General features: G+C 40.1%; 20 protein-coding genes and 3 tRNA genes. 5 read left to right on the forward strand and 18 right to left on the reverse strand.

Going from position 1 to position 23492, the window contains the following annotated elements:
• Positions 1-136: 136 nt before the first annotated feature.
• Together QHT84_RS09245 and QHT84_RS09250 are read left to right on the forward strand one after the other, a co-directional pair.
• On the forward strand, positions 137-1855 hold the full coding sequence (locus QHT84_RS09245; RefSeq protein WP_283239278.1) for a PAS domain-containing sensor histidine kinase: 1719 nt from the start codon (positions 137-139) through the stop codon (positions 1853-1855).
• 7 nt (positions 1856-1862) lie between these two features.
• Positions 1863-2276 carry a response regulator gene (locus QHT84_RS09250; protein WP_283239279.1) on the forward strand — a complete coding sequence of 138 codons (414 nt, stop codon included), beginning with the start codon at positions 1863-1865 and terminating at the stop codon, positions 2274-2276.
• A 55-nt stretch (positions 2277-2331) separates the two neighbouring features.
• Here the strand turns inward: QHT84_RS09250 and rpsT are convergent, their stop codons facing one another.
• The 5 genes from rpsT to proS all read right to left on the reverse strand — a co-directional run bounded on the left by rpsT (position 2332) and on the right by proS (position 4554).
• Complete coding sequence (rpsT, locus tag QHT84_RS09255; protein WP_131475973.1) at positions 2332-2583, reverse strand: 30S ribosomal protein S20; 252 nt, start codon at positions 2581-2583, stop codon at positions 2332-2334.
• A gap of 150 nt (positions 2584-2733) precedes the next feature.
• A tRNA-Glu gene (locus QHT84_RS09260) sits at positions 2734-2805 on the reverse strand.
• A 22-nt stretch (positions 2806-2827) separates the two neighbouring features.
• Positions 2828-2899: transfer RNA gene (locus QHT84_RS09265), tRNA-Glu, on the reverse strand.
• Between the two features lie 22 nt (positions 2900-2921).
• Positions 2922-2993 (reverse strand) — tRNA-Glu (locus QHT84_RS09270).
• Positions 2994-3075: 82 nt separating this feature from the next.
• Positions 3076-4554, reverse strand: coding sequence for a proline--tRNA ligase (gene proS, locus QHT84_RS09275; protein WP_283239280.1), 1479 nt, complete (start codon positions 4552-4554; stop codon positions 3076-3078).
• 100 nt (positions 4555-4654) lie between these two features.
• On the opposite strand from proS, the gene QHT84_RS09280 reads away from it, so the two are divergent.
• The 3 genes from QHT84_RS09280 to rimO all read left to right on the forward strand — a co-directional run bounded on the left by QHT84_RS09280 (position 4655) and on the right by rimO (position 8598).
• Positions 4655-5605 carry a hypothetical protein gene (locus tag QHT84_RS09280; RefSeq protein WP_283239281.1) on the forward strand — a complete coding sequence of 317 codons (951 nt, stop codon included), beginning with the start codon at positions 4655-4657 and terminating at the stop codon, positions 5603-5605.
• A 69-nt stretch (positions 5606-5674) separates the two neighbouring features.
• Positions 5675-7171, forward strand: coding sequence for an OmpP1/FadL family transporter (locus QHT84_RS09285; protein WP_283239282.1), 1497 nt, complete (start codon positions 5675-5677; stop codon positions 7169-7171).
• 125 nt (positions 7172-7296) lie between these two features.
• Complete coding sequence (gene rimO, locus QHT84_RS09290; protein ID WP_283239283.1) at positions 7297-8598, forward strand: 30S ribosomal protein S12 methylthiotransferase RimO; 1302 nt, start codon at positions 7297-7299, stop codon at positions 8596-8598.
• Here rimO and QHT84_RS09295 read toward each other — a convergent pair.
• The 13 genes from QHT84_RS09295 to QHT84_RS09355 all read right to left on the reverse strand — a co-directional run bounded on the left by QHT84_RS09295 (position 8595) and on the right by QHT84_RS09355 (position 23490).
• Positions 8595-9461: a TorF family putative porin gene (locus QHT84_RS09295; RefSeq protein WP_283239284.1), complete on the reverse strand. Its 867-nt coding sequence runs from the start codon at positions 9459-9461 to the stop codon at positions 8595-8597. The genes rimO and QHT84_RS09295 overlap by 4 nt on opposite strands.
• Positions 9454-11553, reverse strand: a complete 2100-nt coding sequence (locus QHT84_RS09300; protein WP_283239285.1) for an ATP-binding protein — start codon at positions 11551-11553, stop codon at positions 9454-9456. The genes QHT84_RS09295 and QHT84_RS09300 overlap by 8 nt, the downstream gene beginning before the upstream one ends.
• Before the next feature lie 97 nt (positions 11554-11650).
• Positions 11651-13831, reverse strand: coding sequence for a B12-binding domain-containing radical SAM protein (locus QHT84_RS09305; protein ID WP_283239286.1), 2181 nt, complete (start codon positions 13829-13831; stop codon positions 11651-11653).
• 28 nt (positions 13832-13859) lie between these two features.
• The gene (locus tag QHT84_RS09310) at positions 13860-14573 is read right to left on the reverse strand and encodes a DUF4369 domain-containing protein (protein ID WP_283239287.1); all 714 of its coding nucleotides are present in this window, start codon (positions 14571-14573) and stop codon (positions 13860-13862) included.
• Between the two features lie 82 nt (positions 14574-14655).
• Entirely contained in the window at positions 14656-16518 is a 1863-nt protein-coding gene (locus QHT84_RS09315) for a M61 family metallopeptidase (RefSeq protein ID WP_283239288.1), read from the reverse strand.
• Between the two features lie 95 nt (positions 16519-16613).
• Positions 16614-16895 carry a TIGR03643 family protein gene (locus QHT84_RS09320; protein WP_283239289.1) on the reverse strand — a complete coding sequence of 94 codons (282 nt, stop codon included), beginning with the start codon at positions 16893-16895 and terminating at the stop codon, positions 16614-16616.
• A gap of 53 nt (positions 16896-16948) precedes the next feature.
• Positions 16949-17224 (reverse strand): TIGR03643 family protein, encoded by a 276-nt coding sequence (locus QHT84_RS09325; protein WP_283239290.1) that lies wholly within the window; start codon positions 17222-17224, stop codon positions 16949-16951.
• A gap of 99 nt (positions 17225-17323) precedes the next feature.
• The gene (locus tag QHT84_RS09330; protein ID WP_283239291.1) at positions 17324-18154 is read right to left on the reverse strand and encodes a sterol desaturase family protein; all 831 of its coding nucleotides are present in this window, start codon (positions 18152-18154) and stop codon (positions 17324-17326) included.
• 36 nt (positions 18155-18190) lie between these two features.
• A complete protein-coding gene (locus tag QHT84_RS09335; protein ID WP_283239292.1) occupies positions 18191-18793 on the reverse strand; it encodes an alpha-ketoglutarate-dependent dioxygenase AlkB family protein in 603 nt (200 codons plus the stop codon).
• 66 nt (positions 18794-18859) lie between these two features.
• Positions 18860-19567: an aquaporin Z gene (gene aqpZ / locus QHT84_RS09340; RefSeq protein WP_283239293.1), complete on the reverse strand. Its 708-nt coding sequence runs from the start codon at positions 19565-19567 to the stop codon at positions 18860-18862.
• Positions 19568-19747: 180 nt separating this feature from the next.
• A complete protein-coding gene (locus tag QHT84_RS09345; RefSeq protein WP_283239294.1) occupies positions 19748-21082 on the reverse strand; it encodes a DUF6986 family protein in 1335 nt (444 codons plus the stop codon).
• Between the two features lie 140 nt (positions 21083-21222).
• Complete coding sequence (gene uraD, locus QHT84_RS09350; RefSeq protein WP_283239295.1) at positions 21223-22071, reverse strand: 2-oxo-4-hydroxy-4-carboxy-5-ureidoimidazoline decarboxylase; 849 nt, start codon at positions 22069-22071, stop codon at positions 21223-21225.
• Between the two features lie 6 nt (positions 22072-22077).
• A complete protein-coding gene (locus tag QHT84_RS09355; protein WP_283239296.1) occupies positions 22078-23490 on the reverse strand; it encodes a urate hydroxylase PuuD in 1413 nt (470 codons plus the stop codon).
• Positions 23491-23492 lie beyond the last annotated feature (2 nt).

Consider the following 23492-nt stretch of genomic DNA (forward strand, 5'->3'; position numbering starts at 1 on the left):
ACTTTATTTTCGGATAAAAAACCCTTAACCGATTAGTTTACATTTTGATAAAAAAGGCACGGCATCGTTCATAAAATCCTTAATAAGTTTTGGAGCAAGTTTTAAAACTAATTTGAAAATATATATATTTGAGGTAATGAAAAATAATTCGAATAAAATAACATTACTATACGTCATTATTTTAATGTTTGTGGCTGTAATAGGTCATCAACTATTCTTAAATTACACTACCGATAATCCGGAAAACGTATCGTTCTATTTTTACATCCGGGATTTTATTTTTATTGTGATTTCAGGTATTATTTTAAAAATAATTCTTCAACGAAATGAGGAAGACAACCAATCGGTTTTTGAAAAATTACAGATAACCAATAACGAAATTTTAGAATCTAACGAACGTTACGATATTGTAGCCAAGGCGACCAGTGACACTATATGGGATTGGAAAATTGAGGACGACAGTTTTTTATGGAATAAAGGAATACAAGGCGTTTTCGGGTATAAAAAAGAAGATGTCGGCAAAACCTCAAAATGGTGGTTTGAGCGCATTCATCCGGAGGACAGCTTGAAAATGTCGGTAAAACTCTATTCCTTTTTGGAGCAAAAAACCGAGAAATGGCAAGACGAATACCGCTTTCAGTGTGCTGACGGCAGTTATAAATACGTGTTTGACCGAGGCTTTTTGGTTAAAGATAAAGAAGGGAAACCCATCCGAATGATTGGAGCCATACAGGACATCACCAAGCAAAAAGAAGAGGAGCAGCGTCTTCGATTATTGGAAACGGTGATTACGCAGAGCAAAGACGCCGTCATGATTACCGGCATTGACACCACAGACAATGTAATTCCGAATATCATCTTTGTCAACTCCGCCTTTACCGACATGACCGGATACCAATCGGGAGAAATTGTTGGCCACTCTCCGGAATTGCTTTTTGGCCCTAAATCGGATTTTTTGGAATTTGACAAACTCAAAACGGCTATACAAGCCTACAAAGAGTGCTTTGTAGAAACAATAGCCTATAAAAAGAACGGCGATGAATTTTGGATTAACTTTTCGATGATACCGGTCACCAACAAAGACGGAGAACATTCGCATTGGATTTCGATTCAAAGAGATGTAACCGAAGAGAAAAACAAAGTCAAAGAGCGCGAGCAGCTAATTAGAGAACTAACCCAGAACAACAAAGATTTAAAGCAATTCTCTTACATTACATCACACAACCTACGCGCGCCGTTATCGAATTTGACCGGTTTGTTGAATTTAGTGGAAGACATGTCGATAGAAGATCCGGAATTAAAAGAAATCATAGCCGGGTTTTCAAAATCGACGCATCTTTTAAATGAAACCATCAACGATTTGGTGAAAGTGGTGATTATTAAAGACAGTCCTTCTATTCAGAAGGAAAAAGTACTCATCAAGGAAATTTTTGAAAACGTTTTTAACCAATTGAGTTTTCTGATAGGATTGCATAAACCGATTTTGAAAATAGATTTAGAGGAAGTATCTATTTTAAACATCAACAAGTCGTATTTAGAAAGTATTTTTCTAAATTTACTGACGAATGCTATCAAATACCGCTCCGAGAATAAGCAACTGCGCGTCAACATATCTTCTAAAGTAGTCGATGACAATTTGATTTTAACTTTTAAAGACAACGGAATCGGTATTGATTTGGCCAGAAATAAAGATAAAATATTCGGATTATACCAACGATTTCACAACCACCCTGACAGTAAAGGACTAGGGTTGTATTTGGTCAAATCACAGGTAGAAGCCATGGGCGGCACCATCGATGTGTCGAGTGTGGTAGGCAAAGGGACCACTTTTACCATTACTTTTAAAAACCAGTAAATTGTATATGCTCGAAAAAATATTTTGTGTAGATGACGATCCGATTACATTGATGCTTTGCCGAAAGGTTATTGAAAGAGTTGCGTTTGCCAAAGAAGTGCTCACTGCAAAAAATGGCGAGGAAGCCTTTGCTTATTTTAAGGGTTTAGCCCAACAACATCTTGAAAATAAAGACATGGCATATCCCAAACTGACGTTACTGGATTTAAACATGCCGGTTATGAACGGTTGGGAATTTTTAGACCAGTATTTGGCCTACGGGTATCAAGATCTTTTTAAAGAAGCCAAGTTTATTGTGCTGTCATCCACTATAGATCCTCAGGATGTTGAAAAGACCAAAAACTATCCGATGGTAAGCGATTTTCTTTCAAAACCCATTACCCGAGAAGTCTTGGAAGAGCTCAAATTGAAAATGAAATAAATAAAAAAAGCACTCTTTAACAGAGTGCTTTTTTGTATTGGATAGCGTTATATTACTATAACTTAGCAACGTGTTTGGTTAATTTCGACTTTAAATTAGCCGCCTTGTTATCATGAATGATATTTTTCTTAGCTAATTTATCAATCATCGAAATAACAACTGATAATTTGGCAGAAGCTTCCGATTTATCTGTAGCCATTCTTAACGCTTTGATAGCATTACGTGTGGTCTTGTGTTGGTATCTGTTCAACACTCTTTTCTTTTCGTTGCTTCTGATTCTTTTTAAAGCTGACTTATGATTTGCCATTTTCTTGTAATTTAATTGTAATTAATAAAAATTATTAGTTAAAAAAGAAAAACCTCCCACAATTAAAAAAATCACTTTGGTTTTAACTAATAAAACAAAAATCCGAGACACTGAATTGCTGTTTTATAAAACTAATTTACAACTAATTTGTAGCCCGTAGGGGAATCGAACCCCTCTTACCAGGATGAAAACCTGGCGTCCTAACCGATAGACGAACGGGCCATTAAGCCTTGATGTTTTTTTGTAGCCCGTAGGGGAATCGAACCCCTCTTACCAGGATGAAAACCTGGCGTCCTAACCGATAGACGAACGGGCCATTAAGCCTTGATGTTTTTTTGTAGCCCGTAGGGGAATCGAACCCCTCTTACCAGGATGAAAACCTGGCGTCCTAACCGATAGACGAACGGGCCATCTTTGCTTAAAATTGCGGTGGCAAAAATACAACTATTTTTCAATCCCGCAAGGCTACAACTATTTTTTTTATCTTTTTTATTAGTAGGCTTTGGCAAACAACACTCTGCCAACAGATTTGGCTCCCGAGAAAACACAAATACCTTCTTCTTCTTTTCTGTTTAAAGGAATACAACGAATGGTAGCCTTAGTCAAATCTTTGATTTTTTCTTCCGTCTCCGCTGTCCCGTCCCAATGGGCAGATACAAAACCGGTTTTGGTTTCCAGCACTTCTTTAAACTCCTCAAATGAATTCACTTCGGTAATATGTTTGTCTCTGAAACGCAGAGCCTTATCGAACAAGTCTTTCTGAATTTGTTCCAACAATCCACTGACGTGCGAAACAGCACCATCTTTGGCAATAATCTCTTTGGTTAACGTATCACGACGTGCTACTTCGAAAGTACCATTCTCCAAATCTTTCGGGCCGATAGCGATACGAACCGGAACACCTTTTAATTCCCATTCGGCAAACTTAAAGCCCGGCTTCTGAGTAGTGCGATTATCGAATTTCACCGAAATCCTTAATGATTTAAACTGACCCATTAATTCATGAGCCACATTGGTAATCGCGGCCAACTCTTCCTCCGTTCTGAAAATAGGCACAATAACAACTTGAATAGGCGCCAAATTAGGCGGTAAAACCAAACCATTATCATCGGAATGCGTCATAACCAGAGCGCCCATTAAGCGAGTAGAAACACCCCAGGATGTTCCCCAAACGTATTCTTGCTTTCCTTCCTGATTCGCAAACTTTACATCGAAAGCTTCGGCAAAATTTTGACCTAAAAAATGAGAAGTTCCCGCTTGTAAAGCTTTCCCGTCTTGCATTAATGCCTCGATACAATAGGTTTCTTCGGCACCTGCAAAACGCTCCGATTCGGTTTTTAATCCTTTAATCACAGGAATTGCCATAAAATTTTCAGCAAAATCCGCATATACATGCATCATTTTTTCAGATTCTTCCAAAGCTTCTGCTTTTGTGGCATGTGCTGTATGTCCTTCTTGCCATAAAAACTCAGCCGTTCTCAAAAATAAGCGCGTGCGCATTTCCCATCGAACCACATTAGCCCATTGGTTAATTAACAATGGTAAATCTCTGTAAGATTGTACCCAACTTTTATAGGTGGACCAAATAATGGCCTCACTGGTTGGACGCACAATGAGTTCCTCCTCCAGCTTAGCATTGGGATCGACCATTAATTTTCCCGGGCGACTTTCATCATTCTTTAAACGATAATGAGTGACTACAGCACATTCTTTGGCAAATCCTTCAGCATTTTTCTCTTCTGCTTCAAACATACTTTTGGGCACAAAAAGAGGAAAATAGGCATTACTATGACCGGTTTCTTTGAACATTCTGTCTAATTCCGCCTGCATTTTTTCCCAAATGGCATAACCATAGGGTTTAATTACCATACAACCTCTCACTCCGGAATTTTCAGCCAAATCAGCTTTAACTACCAGTTCGTTATACCATTTGGAATAATCTTCTTCTCTTTTTGTTAGGTTCTTACTCATATTGAATAATTTGGCATAAATATTGTTTAACTTTTTTTAACTAAATAGTTCCGCAAAACTAACTATTTTTGTATAGTCCAACAATAAAAATGCTATTGATATGAAAAGTTATTATCCTTCCCGTAACCAATTATCCTTTTTTTCCCTTTTGGGAATGATGGCCATTGTACTCGTCTCATGTGGTTCTTACCAAAACAGTTCCTATTATGATTCTGATGGAGTTTATGGAAACTCTGAAACCCAAAAAAGGGAAACCGTATCCAATTCCCAGAGTAATAAATATCAAGAATATTTCAGCGATTTAAATAAAGAAGCAAAAGCATTTACAGATGTAGAAAATTACAGCACTGTTGGCAACGACTCTATCAATAAATCAGATGTAAACACCGATAACGCCGGTTGGGGTAGTAACCCGCAATCAGTAACCATAAATGTTTACGACAATAATTGGGGGTATGGATATTGGAACAACTATTGGTACGGAAATTACTGGGGTTGGAACAGTTGGTACGGACCTTATTGGAACTGGGGATGGAACAGTTGGTACGGTCCCGGATGGGGATGGGGATGGAATTGGGGCTGGAACTGGGGCTGGGCCGGTTGGTATGGCCCGGGTTGGTACGGCTTTAACAATTGGTATGGTTATCCTCATTATTATGGTCATTACAACGGAGGAAGAAGAGGCGGTTCTTATGGGTACTACGGTAACCGATTTGGGGTAAGAAACGGTACTCGAAACAGCATTTACAACAATACCGGTGTGAGAAGTAATAGTTTCAACGGAACAAGAAGTAACTTTAACGGTACTCGAAACAGTAATTTCAACGGTACCAGAAATACCACAACCCCAACGAGAACAAACACCAATAGCTCACCAAGGCCAAACAGCAATTACAACTCCACTACGCAACCCCGAAATGTAAGAACTGAATCCAGCACTCCTACCCGTTCTTACACACCAAGTGGTAATTACGGTGGCGGAAGATCCAGTTCCGGAGGCGGATTCGGCGGCGGTGGCGGAAGGTCATCAGGCGGTGGCGGCAGAAGATAAAAACACAACGCCTATGCTTTTGTTCACAACAGCATAGGCTTTTTTTTGAATACAAATTAAAAAGCAACTATGAAAAAGTATTTACTATTATTATTAACCGGAATTTCGTTCAATTCAGCTTGGGCTCAAGAAACAACTGCCGACGATGTCATACGATTAGCCGTAGACAATTTGACAGGAACAGCACGCTTTAGGGCTATGGGAGGCGCCTTTGGCGCAGTAGGCGGCGACATGTCAGCTATTAATGTAAATCCTGCAGGATCGATTTTTTTCAACAACAATTTCGCAACTGTAACCGGGTCACTTTACAATGCCAAAAACAAATCGCTTTATTATGGGACAGCTACCCATGAAACAGACAGCACTTTAGATCTTAATCAAATTGGGGCCGTATTTGTTTTCAAGGACACAAACAGTAAATGGAACAAAATAGCATTTGCTTTGAATTATGATAATGTAAACAACTTAAACAACGCCACGTTTTCGGCCGGAACTAATCCATACAATTCTATTGGCAATTATTTTGTCAATATTGCACAAGGAATTCCGACTAATACGCTATCAAACTATAGCTTTTATGACTTAAATTTTTACGAACAACAAGCGTATTTAGGTTATGATACTTATATCTTTGATCCGGCTGTTGATACTCCAGGCAACACTTCTTACATTTCCAATATTCCCGCAGGCGGTAATTACTATCAGGAAAATCAGGTTTTGTCAACAGGTTACAACGGTAAACTGTCGGGCAACTTTTCTGCAGCCTATAAAGACATCCTGTTTTTAGGAGGAAATTTAAATTTTCATTTCGTAAATATTGAAAAACTGTTTTCGGTTTATGAAAGTAACGAAAATGCATTGAATCCGGGACGTTCCACAATCACCGAAGTCTTATTTGACAACCGACTATGGACCACCGGCTCAGGATTCTCTTTCAATTTGGGGGCTATTGTAAAACCTATTGAAAGTTTACGTGTCGGACTCGCTTATGAATCGCCTACATGGTTGAGACTAACTGATGAATTGCAGCAAGGCGTCGGTACTAATCGCATTGAGTCCAACGGAAGTAATTTTGATTCCTATTCTTATCACGACCCCATTACCTACTTGCCGTATACAGTTCAAACACCCGGAAAATGGACAGGTAGTTTGGCTTACATTTACAAGAAAAGAGGTTTAATCAGTGTCGATGTATCTACTAAAGACTACAGTAATACGCGAATCAAACCTAAAAGAGATTATAATGATATCAATCGTTTCATGACTAATGCCCTTGATAATGCTATTGAAGTTAGAGTAGGTGCCGAGTATAAAATCAAACAAATTAGTTTAAGAGCCGGGTACCGTTTTGATGAGAGTCCGTATAAAGTAGACCAAAATTTTGGTGATTTAACCGGTTATTCCGGAGGAATCGGCTATACTTTCGGCGAAAACAGAATCGATTTAGCGTATTCGTACGACCACAGAAAAATGAATCAGGCATTTCTTTCTTCCGGCATGACCGATCCGGCAAGAATCAGCCGATACAACAACAATATTACCATCAGCTACTCAATCAATTTTTAATCATAAGTGGTAACCTCATTCAAAACCATCTCTGCGAGATGGTTTTTTTTATTTTTAAAAGTCGAAAACTTATTGAAAATAAAAGCGTAATTTTGCACACTTTTCCATAAATGACGGATAAATCTATGAGGACTAAATCTTTAAAGAAAAACAAAATCAATGTAATCACCTTGGGTTGTTCGAAAAATACCTACGACAGCGAAGTTTTAATGGGACAACTTAAAGCCAGTGGTAAGGATGTGGTACATGAGCAAGAAGGCAACATTGTAGTCATCAACACTTGTGGTTTTATTGATAATGCCAAAGCAGAATCGGTAAATACTATTTTAGAATACGCCGACAAAAAAGAAAAAGGCATTGTTGATAAAGTTTTTGTGACCGGCTGTTTATCAGAACGATACCGACCGGATTTAGAGAAAGAGATTCCCAATATAGACCAATATTTCGGCACAACCGAGCTACCGCTATTACTCAAAGCATTAGGCGCCGATTACAAACATGAATTGCTGGGTGAGCGTTTGACTACCACACCTAAAAATTATGCTTATTTAAAAATTGCCGAGGGCTGTGATCGTCCGTGCAGTTTTTGTGCTATCCCCATTATGAGAGGAAAACACGTTTCGCAACCTATAGAAAAACTGGTCAAAGAAGCCGAAGGCTTGGCTAAAAACGGGGTTAAAGAACTCATCCTGATCGCTCAAGATTTAACCTATTACGGTTTAGACTTGTACAAGAAAAGAAATTTAGCCGAACTGTTAGAGAATTTGGTAAAAGTGGAAGGTATTGAATGGATTCGATTGCACTATGCTTTTCCGACCGGTTTCCCGATGGATGTGCTCGATTTAATGAAACGCGAACCTAAAATTTGCAATTACATCGACATTCCGTTGCAACATATTTCCGACAATATCCTGAAATCCATGCGCCGCGGTACAACACAAGAAAAAACCACCAAACTCTTAAAAGAGTTCCGCGAAAAAGTACCCGGTATGGCTATTCGTACTACTTTAATTGTGGGCTACCCCGGAGAAACTCAGGAAGATTTTGAAACCCTGCGCGATTGGGTACAAGAAATGAAGTTTGAGCGCCTGGGCTGTTTTACCTATTCACATGAAGAAAACACACATGCTTATCTATTGGAAGATGATGTTCCGGAAGAAGTAAAACAAGCGCGTGCGGCTGAAATCATGGACTTACAATCGCAGATTTCCTGGGATTTAAACCAGGAAAAAATTGGTCAAACGTTTAAGTGTATTATCGACCGAAAAGAAGGCCAACACTTTGTAGGCCGAACTGAATTTGACAGCCCGGATGTGGACAATGAAGTGTTAATTGATGCCGCCAAATTTTATGTAAAAACAGGTGATTTTGTACAGGTAAAAATTATAGACGCCACCGAATTTGATTTGTACGGCGAACCGGTTTAATAACTCAAACTCACGGTAGCCACCAAAAAATCTTTACCGAAAAGCTCCGTGTTTTTTGTGGCTGCGTTATGGGTATACGTCAACGAAACCGGCATAGTAAGTCCATTTCCAAAATCGACTTCTTTTCCGGCGCCAATTCCTAAATTCACAAAAGAAACCTTATTGTAATCGGCATACGTATAATAGGCCGCCTTGTTATTTAAAACCGCTCCTACTACCGGCAAAACTTCAAGATTCCGAAGAACTTTAACTTTGGTGTTTTCAAAAAAAGTAAACGTATAACCCAACTCAAGATAAGTGGTGAAATTTTGTTTCGGGTTTTCGCCGTTAGCATCATACCTGAAATCGTTTCCGGCGACCAGCGTACTTACCGTAGCATTAAAGGGAAATCGATAGCCTTCGGAAAAATCAAAATACAAAGTAGCGTCAACGGTTTTACAACTATCATTGCCGTAATTAAAATAGCCGTTATTAACCCCTTCTACTCTACTCACAGAAGGCCAAAAATAATCCCAAAGTTGTATTTGAAAAAAGTCGTTTACCTGATAGCACAAGTAAACATCAATTTCCTGATATCCTTTATAGGCCGAAACACCGTCGGGGTAAAAGTAATCTTTCTTAAAATTGGTAGTACCCCAAAAACCCAAAGTAAGTTTTGGTGTAACCGCATACTCTAAGCTCGGCTGAACTGCTATATAATTGCCACCCCAACATTGACCACGCCAAAGATAACGACTTATTAAATCTACAGTAATCGTCCATTTTTTTTCGGTAGCTACGGAATCGGAGACCGATTCAGGTACTTGGGAAAAACCGGTAGCTGTTACCAATCCGAACAGAAAAATCCAGTAAAATCTATTCATTTTCTTTTTCCAAATATTTGTTTATCAATTCAAACAAACGCGCTCTGTTTAATGGCTTTGTGATGTAATCGGTAAAACCGGCTTTCTCAATTTTAGCTTTATCTTCCGAAGACGAATAGGCGGTTTGGGCAATAATGGGTAAATGCGGACGCATGGGTCGTATTTGATCCATCGCTTCAAACCCGTTCATTATGGGCATTTTAATATCCATCAATACCAAATCTATTCCGGGGTTTCCCAAACAAATTTCGACCGCTTCTTGACCGTTTATAGCTCTGATGATATCGAAGTTTTTGTTTTGCATCATTTTTTGGAACAGCAAGAAGTTGATATTATCATCTTCGGCTATTAAAATAAGTTTTCTTTCTGTTTTGACTTGCTCTTCATCGTTTACAGGGCGAACCATAATGTGCTCTACTTTGGCGTATTCGAGCGGTGTAGAGAAATAGAATGTTGATCCCTCACCCACTCTTGACTCCAATGCTATTTTGCCTCCCAGCAATTCGACATAGGCTTTGGAGATAGCCAATCCCAGACCTAAACCTCCGGCTTTGATGGAGACATCGCTGTCAACTCTTTTGAATCGGTCAAAAATATTTTTATGTTGGGTTTCATCGATACCCAATCCGGTGTCTCTAACCGTGAAATGAATTAAGCTATTCTTTTCGTCAATCTCATAACCAAAAGTAACCATTCCGGCATCGGTAAACTTGATGGCATTGGTTAACAAATTAATGATGACCTGCTTTAACTTAATTTCATCCGTAATCACATTAAATTGGGCCGGCATTGAACTTTTAATCAATATAAATTCAATCGCTTTATTAGAAATGGTAACCTTAATGGTTTCATACAATTCGTTGACACATGACTCTAAATTAACCGGTGAATAGTTGGGCACAATTTGATTCGAATCAATCTTAGACATTTCAATCAAATCATCAATGATGGAAACCAAATTTTTACCGCTTTTTTCAATTACGTTCAAATACTCTACCTTCTCCGTCTCATTGATATCGGTATTCAGAATCAAATCCGTGAATCCATTGATGGCATTCATCGGTGTTCTGATCTCGTGTGATAAATTGGCTAAGAAAGACGACTTTAACCGATCACTTTCTTCGGCTTTGATTTTAGCCGTAATCAATTCGAGTTTCTGATTGTTATTTTCCTCAAATAAATTACCAATGTAACTAAACTCTCCGTTCGATTCTTTTAGCAATTTAATGGCTTTTTTGTTGCCGGTTTCTAAAACGCGGCGAACCAAATCGAGCGGATAGTAAACAAAACGTCGGGTGTAAATCAAATTCAGCAACAAAATGGCAAAAAAGGCAACAATAATGAGGTATAACATATTGATGGTATTCTCAAAATACACTTCAAAATTTCGTTTAAAAATTAATTTGCCGATGACTTTACTTTGGGAATCTCGCAACAAAAAAACACTGGAAATTGTCTCTCTTTCTGTTTTTACATCAAAATCAGGAGCTTCTAAAAAAACCTTAGCGCTGGTAATATGCGCTAAATTTTTGATGAATTCTGCATCCATTAAACGAACAACAAAAAAATAACCCGATGCTTTAGACTTTTTTTTAAGCGGATCATCGGAAGGATGAATAGCTGCTCCGGTGACTTCAACAACGCCTTCCGGTATTTTCAAATAAAACTTTCTTATACCTTCGGTTTTGAGGGCTTCCATCACCTGTTTCGGGATAAAATCGAGTGTTTTGATACGAGGTGTGGGAGTTCTGATGATAAATTCTTTGTTTGCACCATAAGCACCTAAATAGTCTGCATCGTAAATTTCGAGCTCGTTCCCAATGGTCTCATTAAACCATTCGGAATCCTTGGTTTTAGTAAAGTTAACAAACTCATCCCAGTTGGTATCGTTGTTTATTGCCACCAATACCGGTTTGGATTCTAAATCCAGTAATTTGTGGATTTCGTTGTCAAATTGCTCTACAGAATCCTTATACACTTGCCCTTCTGCTTTTTTAGTATAATAAAACAAAGCAGAATACAACAGGATAAAAAAGATACTGGAAGAGATAATCAACCAGAGAATTTTAGGAAATGTTTTTTTAACTGTCATTCAGTTTGCCTAAAAAATGAGAATAAATTTAAATTAAAAAGTTAGAAGAGAAAGAATAAAGTTAGTGAAAAAGTCATTAAGATTTCTTTAAGTATTGTTAAATGACTAACAGTAATCCGTACTCTCTGAGCAAACGCATTGGTTTTGAATGCCAAAAGAATTCAAAATCTGTGAAACGGGATTCAAAATAAGCTTTCAATTCGGCATAATTCATCGGTTTCAAACGCTGCTGTGTTAATGAATCCAAAACATCAAGGAGCTGATTTCCGAGTTCGGTTTCTGTTGTCACTTCAAACATTCCTTTTTTATCATAAAAAGTCAAACGGAACATCGTTTTGGATTGCCCTTTTTTCGATCTTATAAAAGACTCTACCGAGGGTATTCTTCCCAACCAAATTATCTTGGCAGTAGGCTTCACGGTACTCAATTCGTTTTGGTCCAAACACTGACGAATAAAATTCGGAGTCACTTTGGTTTTCGGAATTTTAAAATCAAACCATTCCTGCAAATCATAATCAAACCCTATCCCATGCATGTAATTGAAAAGCGACTTCCTCAAACCGAAACTGAATCGGTCGTGATGAATTCCCGTTTGATCTTTAAATTGGATGTCGTTGTTGGCAAAAGTGATGGGCTTCATCTCCGGAATTACACCAAACTGTTCCGGGAACATGCCAACCGGACTATGAGCAGTCATGGCAAACTGATGCCAAAACCCCGATTGTAACACTCCGATTTCAAACAACTGACGCACCATTTCGAGACTATCGATGGTTTCTTGTACGGTTTGTGTTGGGTAGCCATACATCAAATACGCATGAACCATAATCCCGGCTTCGGTGAAATTTCGGGTTACCTGAGCTACTTGTGCTACGGTGACGCCTTTTTGAATCAGTTCCAACAGTCGATCGGACGCCACCTCTAATCCGCCCGAAACCGCAATACACCCCGAAGTTTGAAGCAAAACACACAAATCCCGGGTAAAACTTTTCTCGAATCGAATATTGGTCCACCACGTTACCGTGAGTTTTCTACGCAAAATTTCCAAAGCCAATTCGCGCATCAAAGCCGGCGGCGCGGCTTCATCTACAAAATGAAAGCCCGATTCTCCGGTTTGTGCCATTATGGTTTCCATACGATCTACCAATAATTTAGCCGCTATCGGCTCGTACAGTTTAATATAATCGAGTGAGATATCACAAAAAGTACATTTTCCCCAATAACAACCATGCGCCATAGTGAGCTTGTTCCATCTTCCGTCACTCCATAAACTGTGCATCGGATTGGCGATTTCAATAACCGAAATGTATTGCTCCAAATACAAATCGGAATAATCGGGCGTGCCCACTTCGCTTTGTTTATAATCGGGTCGAATAGTATTACTTTTGTAAACCACTTGATGGTTTTCGAGAACCCATGTTCGTTTGAACTCGTTGGCTTCCGGATTTTGAATATGATGGTGCAGAAGTTCAATCGGTAATTCACCATCATCCAGCGTAATAAAATCGAAGAATTCAAAAACACGATTGTCTTTTATCTCGCGAAGTTCCGTGTTGGGAAAACCGCCGCCCATAGCGGTTTTGATTTTCGGAAAATGGGCTTTGATGAATTGAGTACAACGAAACGCACTGTATAAATTTCCGGGAAACGGCACCGAAAAACAAATCAATTTCGGGTTTATGGTCTTGACTCTTTCCTCTAAAATTTTCAGTGTGATTTTGTCAAAATAAGTTGGGTTGCGTTGCAAATTAGCATATAGTTCGTCAAACGAATTGGCACTTCTGCCCAGTCGTTCGGCGTAACGACTGAACCCGAAGTTGGCATCAACACATTCTACAATGAAATCGGATATATCCTCAAGATACAAGGTAGCCAAATGCTTGGCCTTGTCCTGCATCCCTATAGAGCCAAAAGCCCATTCCATATCATCCAGTTGCGCAAAGCGCGAGGCTTCGGGCAAAAAATGACCACTGCAAATTTGGCGCGCTAAGGTTTGATTTTGACCTTGTAAAAAAGCAATAACCGCATCAACGGTTTGAATGTAAGTCTCTTTGAGATTAAAAATCAGCGTGGCATTCGCCGATTCCGGCGGCCTACATTGGGCAAACAAATCGGTTAATCCATTACGGGAAAAGACCGTTAAAATTACTTCTATTCCCAAATCCATTTGGAAAGAAGGAATCCTTTTAGCATTTAAAAATCCTTTTAAATAGGCCGTGGCCGGATACGGAGTATTGAGTTGTGTAAACGGTGGCGTTATGAGAAGGATGTCTTTCATTTGTATATGGGTAACAAACAAAAGTACTTTATTTTTCGGCTTTTTGGCGTTGGGTTATAAATTCGTTGAGCTTTTTACCGTAAAGCGATTGCGCTACTTTGGGCGACATGGCCTTTTGAATAGTATCCAAATATTTTAAATTGATATCATAAATCTCCGCTAAAGCCACGTACGGAGCCACTTCATACTTCCCATTATTCACTGCAAAATTGGTGGTATACAAATAACGGCGTAACGTAATCCCTTCCTGCTCCTTCTCCATTTTGGCCACAGCATCCAGTTTTCCTTCTTTGTATGCTTTGAACTTCTTTTCAACTAAACTTAAGTTTTGATCCGTATAGCGGGAAATCACCTTGCGGTACTCTTCGTATAAAGCCTGATTTTTAGAGCCGGTGATTTTGGCATCAGCGGTAAAATAATCGAGCGAAGTCTCAATATTCATATTGCCTTTTTCGGCAAAAAAAGAAATATTGTTATCCAATGAATTAGTGACACCTCGGTCTAAAAATAAGTACAACATCTCGGGCGAATCTAAATTAAAGGCACTGGTAAAATGGGAATCTCCGTCAATTGTAATGGTATCAATCGGCACTAAAACAGTATCTTTAATCCTTTGAATATACAAGGTTCCGTTTTTTAACCCTTTGATATTACCCGACAATACAAAGTTTTTATCCGACTTTTTCTCAGAACATGACACTAACAAAATTAGAGAAAACACAGGGAAGAGCAGATTTCGCATGGTTGTAATTTTTGGCAATAATACTAAAAAAACCTCAATCGGGCTTCCCGATTGAGGTTTAAAATATATCTACGTGAACGGATTATTTTCCGGTCAACCAAGCTTGGTTTAATTTTTCTTTAGCGGTATCGGTTAATTGGTAACCTTCTACCTCATCCATGGCTAATTTTACTTTACCGGTAAGGGTTTGCTCTTTTCCGCCACGTTTTATTTTGATGGTAATCGGATCATCAGCTTTCCATGTCTGACTCGTCATAATCATGTCGTAAATAGTGTCTAAATTGTAATTCGTACCATTAATAGCCACAATAACATCGCCTCCTTTTAATCCTAAACCGGTCATAAAATCATTCAGTTGTGGTGTATCCAACACGCTGATTTCTTTAGTAGCCCCGTTTACCGTGATATACGGCGTGGATTGATCCTTTAAAAACGGATTTACCGGCACGCCTAGTTTGGCTTTGTTAACGCCCACTTTGGCAAAATACTCATCATACGGAATAGGTGTGGTTCCGGCCACATGCGTCGCTAAAAAGGCTCCGACTTCAGGATAGGTAAGCGCCGTAATTTTGGCAAACAATTCATCATCATTAAACGGCTTGTTAGGCCCGAATTCTTTAGACAATTTTTGCATCAAATCTAATATCCCTCGCGCTCCGTTGCTTTTTTCTCTGATAATAATATCAATACACATTCCTATCAGCGCTCCTTTCTCATATACATTCAAATACTGATCTTTATACGGTTGTACCAAAACATTGGCACTCATTTCGGTGAACGACATGGTATCATTCATCGCAGCCGCATTATTGATTTTGCTTTGCATTCTTTGGTAAAATTCATCGGCATTAATAAGCCCTTGATTCACTTGGAATAAATTGGCAAAATACTCCGTAACGCCTTCGTACATCCACAAGTGCTTCGACATTTTCGGATTGTTATAATCAAAATACTGAATCTCTTTAGAATGTATGCTCAATGGGGTTACGATGTGGAAAAATTCATGAGAAACCACATCTTTAATTTGTTCCCCTAAGGCCGAAGCCGGCATCATTTCGGGGAAAACCACCGTGGTGGAAGTATGGTGCTCTAAAGCTCCGAATCCTTTTGCATCGGGTTTCGACATATCAGACAAATACAGTAAAACCGTGTATTTTTTGTTGTTGTTGATGGGACCCAAAAAGGCTTTTTGGGCGCGCATGGTTTTCTCTAAATCGGCCAAAAGCGATTTTGCCGTATGCACTCCGTTAGCCGAATACACACTGAACAAAATTTCCATACCGTCAACGGTAAAGGTAACATAATCGGGTTTGGCATACATAATCGGATTGTCCACCAATTCGAAATATCTATCGGTTTTGAAGTTATCAATCGTGTCGCTTTTGTTTAAATCTACCAAAGACGTCGAGCCAAATAATGTAGCCGGATGTTGTATGGTAACATTGTACGGAATATCTAACTTCCCTTCAAAATACCCGATGAAACCGTGGTTGTTGAGCATGAAATTTTTCCCTGCATCGATATTCGTTCCTGCCGGTGAGAAGATTTCGTCTTTCCCGAATCCTCTCCCGGTTTCGGTATCGTAGGTATCATTTACCCAATAGGTTACTTTAGCCAAAGTATTGGAATTGCTTATTTTCCAAGAATTCTCATCCGTTTTGGTCACCATCAACTCCTTGCCGCTTTTACTGTACGCCTTTACATCTTCGATTAACTTTCCGTAATTGTCAGCCGAATAAGTTCCGGGTACTGTTTTGGGGATGTGAAATGTGGTTTCTGTGGCCGTGATGGTCGGCGGTGTGATAGTAACCATTAACTTATCGTCTTTCACTTCGTTTAAATTGATGGCCACTTTAACTTCCTGGACCGTTGCTTTTTTTTGAGCCGAAACATTGTAGTTCAACACCGAAGCAATGGTGAAAGCAAATAAAAATAGTTTTTTCATTTCGGATGATTTAAAATTTTGTCATAAGTCCCCAAATGTAAGCAATAGTTACATGAAATGTTAATTTTTTAGAATTGATTAACTAAAAGAGCGCTTTACCTTTTGGAAATTTTATTTTGAGAGATGGCTTTTTGGCGGGAACATTTGAAACGACCGGTTTCTTGGCCTCTCAGTTTGGCGTGTTTGGTGGCTCTCCCCTGCACTCTCTGGCGCCACAACCGCCAACTCGATGGTTTCAGTTCGCGACGCATCAAGGCTATGGTTTCTTGTTCCGATAACCCAAACTGATACGTAATCGCTTCAAAAGGCGTACGATCTTCCCATGCCATTTCGATAATTCGATCTATTTGATTGGGTGTAAACTGCAGCGATTTCATCTTTCAAAAATCGATAATAAATAAAAAAACTCTTGTTGAACAAGAGTTAATTTTTAATCAAATTTATTTTTGATATAGTATTTGCTGTCTAAATCGTCGTCAAAATCATCAATAATTGGCTTGGGTTTGGGCTTACTTCCCGTAGCCTTCTTTTTCCAAAGCTCAAAATTATCTTTGGATAACCTTTTGCGCATTAATTCGGTTACTTCATTTTCGGTGAGTCCGAATTCTTCTTTAATCACTTCAAAAGGTTTGCGCTCCTCTTGAGCCATACTGACAACTCTTTCAATTTGTTCGCTGTCAAGTTCTACTCGTTTACTTTTTTTCATTACTGTAAAAGTATTTTAATAAATAGATTTCAACTAGTGTATTGGTCAACCAATATTACTAAAAAAAATAATTAGTTGTCATTTGAACCCTTATATTTTTTATTCTTCAGATTGCGGCGAGCGGTATTTTTGAAAAGGTATCGCCAGCAAATTGGCCAGTTTATTGTGCTCCTCCGGCTTCATGTGTGTGTCAACCCCATATACAATTTGCTCGCGATCAAGCGTTCTGAAGGTCCCGAAAAGACGATCCCAAACCGAAAAAATATTGCCATAATTGCTGTCAGTAAATGGTAAAACATAATGATGATGCACTTTGTGCATATCAGGAGACACCAACACATAGCTTATGATTTTGTCTGCTTTTTTCGGCAAGGCAATATTGGCATGTGTAAACTGAGTGGCAACGACTGACAATGTTTGATACAGAAAAACCAACCACATCGGACAGCCTACTAATAAAACGCCAATCGTTGTAAAAACAAACCGAATTACGCTTTCACCGGGATGATGGCGGTTTCCCGAAGTGGTGTCAATCCAAGTATCGGTATGATGAATGAGGTGAAAACGCCATAAAAAACGGACTTTGTGTTCTACTAAATGGGCCAAATACGCACCAATAAAATCCAATAATAAAAGTCCGGTAACGGTAAAAAGCCAGCTGCTCATTTCGGGCAACCAATGAAGCAGACCAAACTGATGGTCAACCGTCCATTGCGCGGTACGGATTAAAATAAAGGCCAAACAAAAATTAACCACAATGGTGGTAAGTGTAAAAAATATATTAATGCCGGCGTGTTGCCATTTGTTGTACTTAAACTTCACAAAAGGCACTGCCGATTCTATGAGCCAAAATAAGGCAATGCCGCCGGCCAAAATCAGAGCCCGGTGTGAAGAAGGAATACTTTCAAAATAAGAAATGAGGGTTTCCATCGCTCGTTTTTATTTCAAATATAATGAAATCTCCTTTTACTTAAGGATGCGAAACGTGAGATTGATTCTGGGGCCGATTTCTTTGGACGTTTTCGGAATTTGATGTTTCCAAAAATGCTGTGTCGTGCCTTTCATTAAAAGTAAACTGCCGTGTTCTAATGTAATTTTAAGCTTTTCCTCTTTTATCGTATTGTGCTGCAAATGAAAAACGCGTTCGGCCCCGAAACTTACTGAAGCGATAACAGGGTTTCTTCCCAGTTCTCGTTCGTTATCGGCATGCCAACCGTTGCTATCCTTGCCGTCGCGGTAATAATTGAGTAACACAGTGGTAAAGTTTTCGGGGCACACTTCTTCGATTTTAGTTTTGATAAACATTAATAAGGGATTCCAAGCATGAGGCTGCATGACGATGTTAGAATACGAATACGGTTTCCCTTCATTTCCGAAAAGAGCAGTCAATCGGGGTTGCGGATGGGTTTTACCATACACCGTGATATGATCTTGTTGCCACGGAATATCATTTTTCAATCGTTCCAAAAAATCATCGGCCTGAAGTGTCTCAAAAAACTCAGGGAAATATACAATTTCGGCATCCGGAACGGCAAAATTGATGGCGTCTCTGGGAAAAAGGGAACTCATTTCACAAAAATAAAGAGAAAAGAATAAAAGGCATTCTTTTCTCTTTAGCAAAATCCAAAAAATCAATTATAACGTTTCTTTTTTATCTAATAACAGTCTGTAAATAAACCCGCCCAACAATGCCCCGGCTATCGGCGCGACCCAAAAGAGCCACAACTGCGATAATGATTCGCCTTGAGCAAAGACAGCCTGGGAGGTAGAGCGTGCCGGATTGACCGAAGTATTCGTTATGGGAATACTGATGAGATGAATTAACGTGAGCGCTAAACCAATGGCAATACCGGCGAATTTGCCGTTGGCCAATTTATCGGTGGCACCAATGATGATGAGTACGAAGAACATCGTTAACAGAAACTCCGCCAAAAAAGCCGCTTCCATCGAATAGCCATCGGGTGAAAAGGCACCGTATCCGTTGGTGGCAAACGCACCGGGTTTGGTGTTGTCAATCGCAAAACCGGCTTTCCCTGAAAGAATAAAAAGTAAGGTTCCGGCAGCCACAATGCCACCCAAACATTGCGCCACAATATAAGGGAATAATTCTTTCCCCGAAAAACGACCACCGGCCCAAAGTCCGAACGATACCGCCGGGTTAAAATGGCCGCCCGAAATAGGCCCGACGGCATAAGCCATGGTTAAAACCGTTAACCCGAAAGCCAGGGAAACTCCGGCAAATCCGATGCCTAAACCGGGAAATCCGGCCGCAAACAAAGCGCTGCCACATCCGCCAAAAACAAGCCAATACGTACCAAAAAATTCTGCGATTAGTTTTCTCATACATGTAGTTTTAAATCATGAAAAATCATGAATGGTTAGTCTTACTAAATTTACTTAAAAGTACATTGCGCATCACAGCGAAATCACAAACTTATTAACAGCGAGACTGTTAATTAAATACCAAAAAAATACCCAAATCACTTTCACGATTTGGGTATACTATTTAACGGGTAACGCTACTTACTTTGCTTTTCGGTTCTCTAAGATTTTCTTGAAAGAACGTCCTCGAATTTCTTCCAATGTTAAACCCGTGGCCAATACTTCCTCTTCGGTAATCGCACCACTATTCAGCGCACGTAAAAAATAATTCAACAATCCTTGTCCGGTAGCGGCATCATCAAAAACATCGCCAATTAATGTCGCTCGGGCCGCCTTTTCCACAAAAGTTTTCAAACGCTCTACGGCATCGTCATAACTTTCTAAAAAGAAGGCATACACAGCCGCATAACGCATTGGGAATTGCGCCGGATTCAAATCCCAGCCTTGGTAATAGCCGTTCCACAACGAATGACGAATATGGTCGTATCCTTTTTTCCAGGCGCGGTGCACCACCTGACGGTTTTCTTCTTCCTGCTCCGGAGTCAAATCGCCTCGGTGCGGACCAATAGGCATCGTATTCGTAGCGCCGTCACTCAGCCAAATGCCGGTATGGGCTAAGGCCACTTTTGTCATGTGATGCGCAAAATCGCACACCGGATGGTCCATTTCCTGATATTTGGCGGTAATACTGCAACTGGCCGTGTAATCATAGGTTCCGAAATGCATCGCAATACATCTTCCCTGTGCCGCTTTGATAAACTTATACAACGGATTGGTGCCGTCAATGGCCATGATGGCTTGCGTGGTTTCCACCATCATTTCCATCTTCAAAACACCTTTGGCTAAGCCTAATTCTTCTTCCAAAATTGTAAAGAAATGTGCCAACGTTTCGGGTTGTTCCGGGATGGTTACTTTGGGTAACATCACCACAAAATTATCGGGCAAGGCTCCGCCGGTTTCCTTTACCAAAGTCGACAGAAAAATATCTAAAGTGCGCAAACCGCGTTCTTTCATCTCTTCGGTAAACGGCTTAATCCGAATGCCTATAAACGGAGAAAGGGTCTTGTCGCGCATGCCTTTAGCCACTTCTTTAGCGGCCGTTACCGCTGTTTCATCTTCTTCTTCGTTACTGCGGTTGCCGTATCCGTCTTCAAAATCAATACGAAAATCCTCGATGGCTTCAGTTTTAAGCTTGGCCACCACTTTGTCGTAAATGCGTTTGCTAAAATCGGAACCGCCGGTTAACCCGAAAGCCTTACCGAAGACTTCGTGATTGGGTGCATAGGTTTCCAGAATTTCCAGGGCACGACGCCCTAAAGCTATCGGCGCATCCGATTTGAATAAATTGGCACCGCCATACAACGTATGTACGGGTTGACGTTCGCTGCGGTCTCCGGGATATATTTCGTTAAATGTATTGTTTGCTTGGCTTAAACTTTGAAACAATTGCTCTTTTTTATGTTGCGGAATGGTCATCTTACTTATTTTGAATTATACATTATACATTTTAAATTATTTTTAAAAGCTAATCCCGCTATACGCTGCAATCTTTGTCGTCGGACACCGCCGCCAAAGGATTTACGCTGCTATCGGGGCTAAGACATTTTCATGTTAAATCAACTTCCGCGGTAGGTACTGTACCCGAAAGGATTTACCAACAACGGCACATGATAATGGGTTTCGTCGAAGGTGGTGAATTGAATCGCTACTTCCGGATAAAACGTTTTCAGGTTTTGACGGGCATAATAACTTCCGGTATCAAAAACCATTTTGTAGGTATCGGGCTTCAAATGTCTTTCGGGCGGCAATAAATCGGGTATGCGACCGTCGGCATTGGTGATACCTTGCGCCAGGGTTTGCCAAACACCGTTTCTTTTAGCTTGCAAACGAATGGAAATCGCTTTGCCCGGCAAACCTACCGAAGTGTCCAACACATGCGTCGTAATCTGACTCACTTTCAAAAAACGAAAATCACCTTCCGACAGTAATTTTTTAAATCGGATGATACTGATTTTTTGTTGCTCGCCCATGGCAATACGTACTTCTTCCTCGGGCGTATTTTGCAATCGATCAACCAAAATGTGCAGCATTTCCTCAGCCGATTTTCCGGTGGCACAAACGATAAAAATAAAACCGTTTTTGGCTTCATAATCGGTATTGGCTTGGGCCAAAGCTTGTATCGTTTCTTGAGTCGCAACAGTCACTCCGGCCTGTTCTTTCCCCGCGAATTTTTCGGTCAGGCTTTTCACATCACCAATTTTCGGATGACGGGTAAACGATTCGCGCCAATCGGCTTCATTGCATTCGTCATACCATAGGGTTGCCGCGCAATCTACCAATTGTTTCTCCGACGCAAACGGAAAATGGGACATCATCCCATCGACCCAGCGCGTCGAACCGCAACAGTCAAACAAATGTTGACGCGCGGTTAGTTTGTCGAGCGTATTAAATTCTTGTAAAGTCATACTATTTTATTTCAAGCTGGCGCCTTGTTCTATCCAACAGCGAATGAGATTTCGTTCCTCATCGGTCATGTTGGTTTTGTTATTTTGCGGCATCGTTTTGGTAATCACTACACGCTGCATAATCAAATCTTTTTTCTTAACGATATCTTCTGGCGTGTCATACATCACGCCATTGGGAGCCACTTTGTAGGTGTCATCGGTTGGTGATGACGAATGGCATTGCGTACAACGTTTTTGTATAATTTCCTGAACTTGCGTTATGGTCACTTCTTCTTTACACGCATTCGGATTGGTGCTCGGCGCCGAAATAAAACAAGCCGACAACAAAATCACCACCGAAACCGGTAATATCCAAACGTTGAGCTGTTTCTTTTCTTTTAAATTCAGATAGTGCTTCACGCCTGCCGCACCCAAGGAGATAATCGCTAACATCAACCACGGATACTCATACCCAAAGGTAGACGGAAAATGGTTACTCACCATCACAAACAACACCGGCAGGGTAAAATAGTTGTTGTGTAACGAACGTGCTAAGGCTTTTTTCCCTAAAGTCGGGTCGAGCGGTTGACCCAATTTCCCCGCAGCTACCATGGCTTTCTGCGCCGGAATAATCACGAAAAACACATTGGCGACCATCAAACTGCCTATCATGGCTCCGAAGTGAATATACGCCGCTCGCGCACTAAACACATGACAATAAAACCACGCAAAACCAACCAATAACGCAAAACCAACCAAGGCAAACGCTACTTGGTTTCGGATTAAAGCTGATTTGCACATTTGGTCGTAGATTAACCAGGCCACTACAAACGAACCGACTCCGGTAAGAATGGCCTGCGTCACTGTAATATCGAAAACATTCTTGTCGATTAAAAAAGCCGAAGCGTTGAAATAATACACTACAAACAGCAAACAAAATCCGGAAAGCCACGTAAAATAGGCTTCGTATTTGAACCAATGCAGGCGCTTCGGAATCGTTTTGGGCGCGATTTTATATTTTTCCAAATAATAAAACCCGCCGCCGTGGACGGCCCACAAATTTCCGGCCAATTCGTCGCGTACCTCCTCGGTGCGATTCAAAGCATTTTCCAAAAACACAAAATAAAACGACGCCCCAATCCAGGCTATACCGAAAGTAATATGCATCAATCGAATGACAATATTGAGCCATTCCATCATGTGACTTTCCAAGGGCGTGCCTTCAACCAAAAAATAGGTGTTTACCAAAATGCCGACTATAGCCAATAAAATTCCGGTGTAGATATAATTTTGGCTGGTTTTTTTTATTTCCTGAGTTTCTTCCGTATCATCATCGGCTTTACTGACCTTAATTTTCGGCATTTTATAAGAGATATAGCCCAGCGTAATCAAGACGCTGAAATAAATCACATACAATATGCTAAGTATAAATGTATTCAAAC

Origin of the sequence: Flavobacterium sedimenticola (genome assembly GCF_030053345.1) — a bacterium.
In the GTDB taxonomy this organism is placed as follows: Bacteria; Bacteroidota; Bacteroidia; order Flavobacteriales; family Flavobacteriaceae; genus Flavobacterium; species Flavobacterium sedimenticola.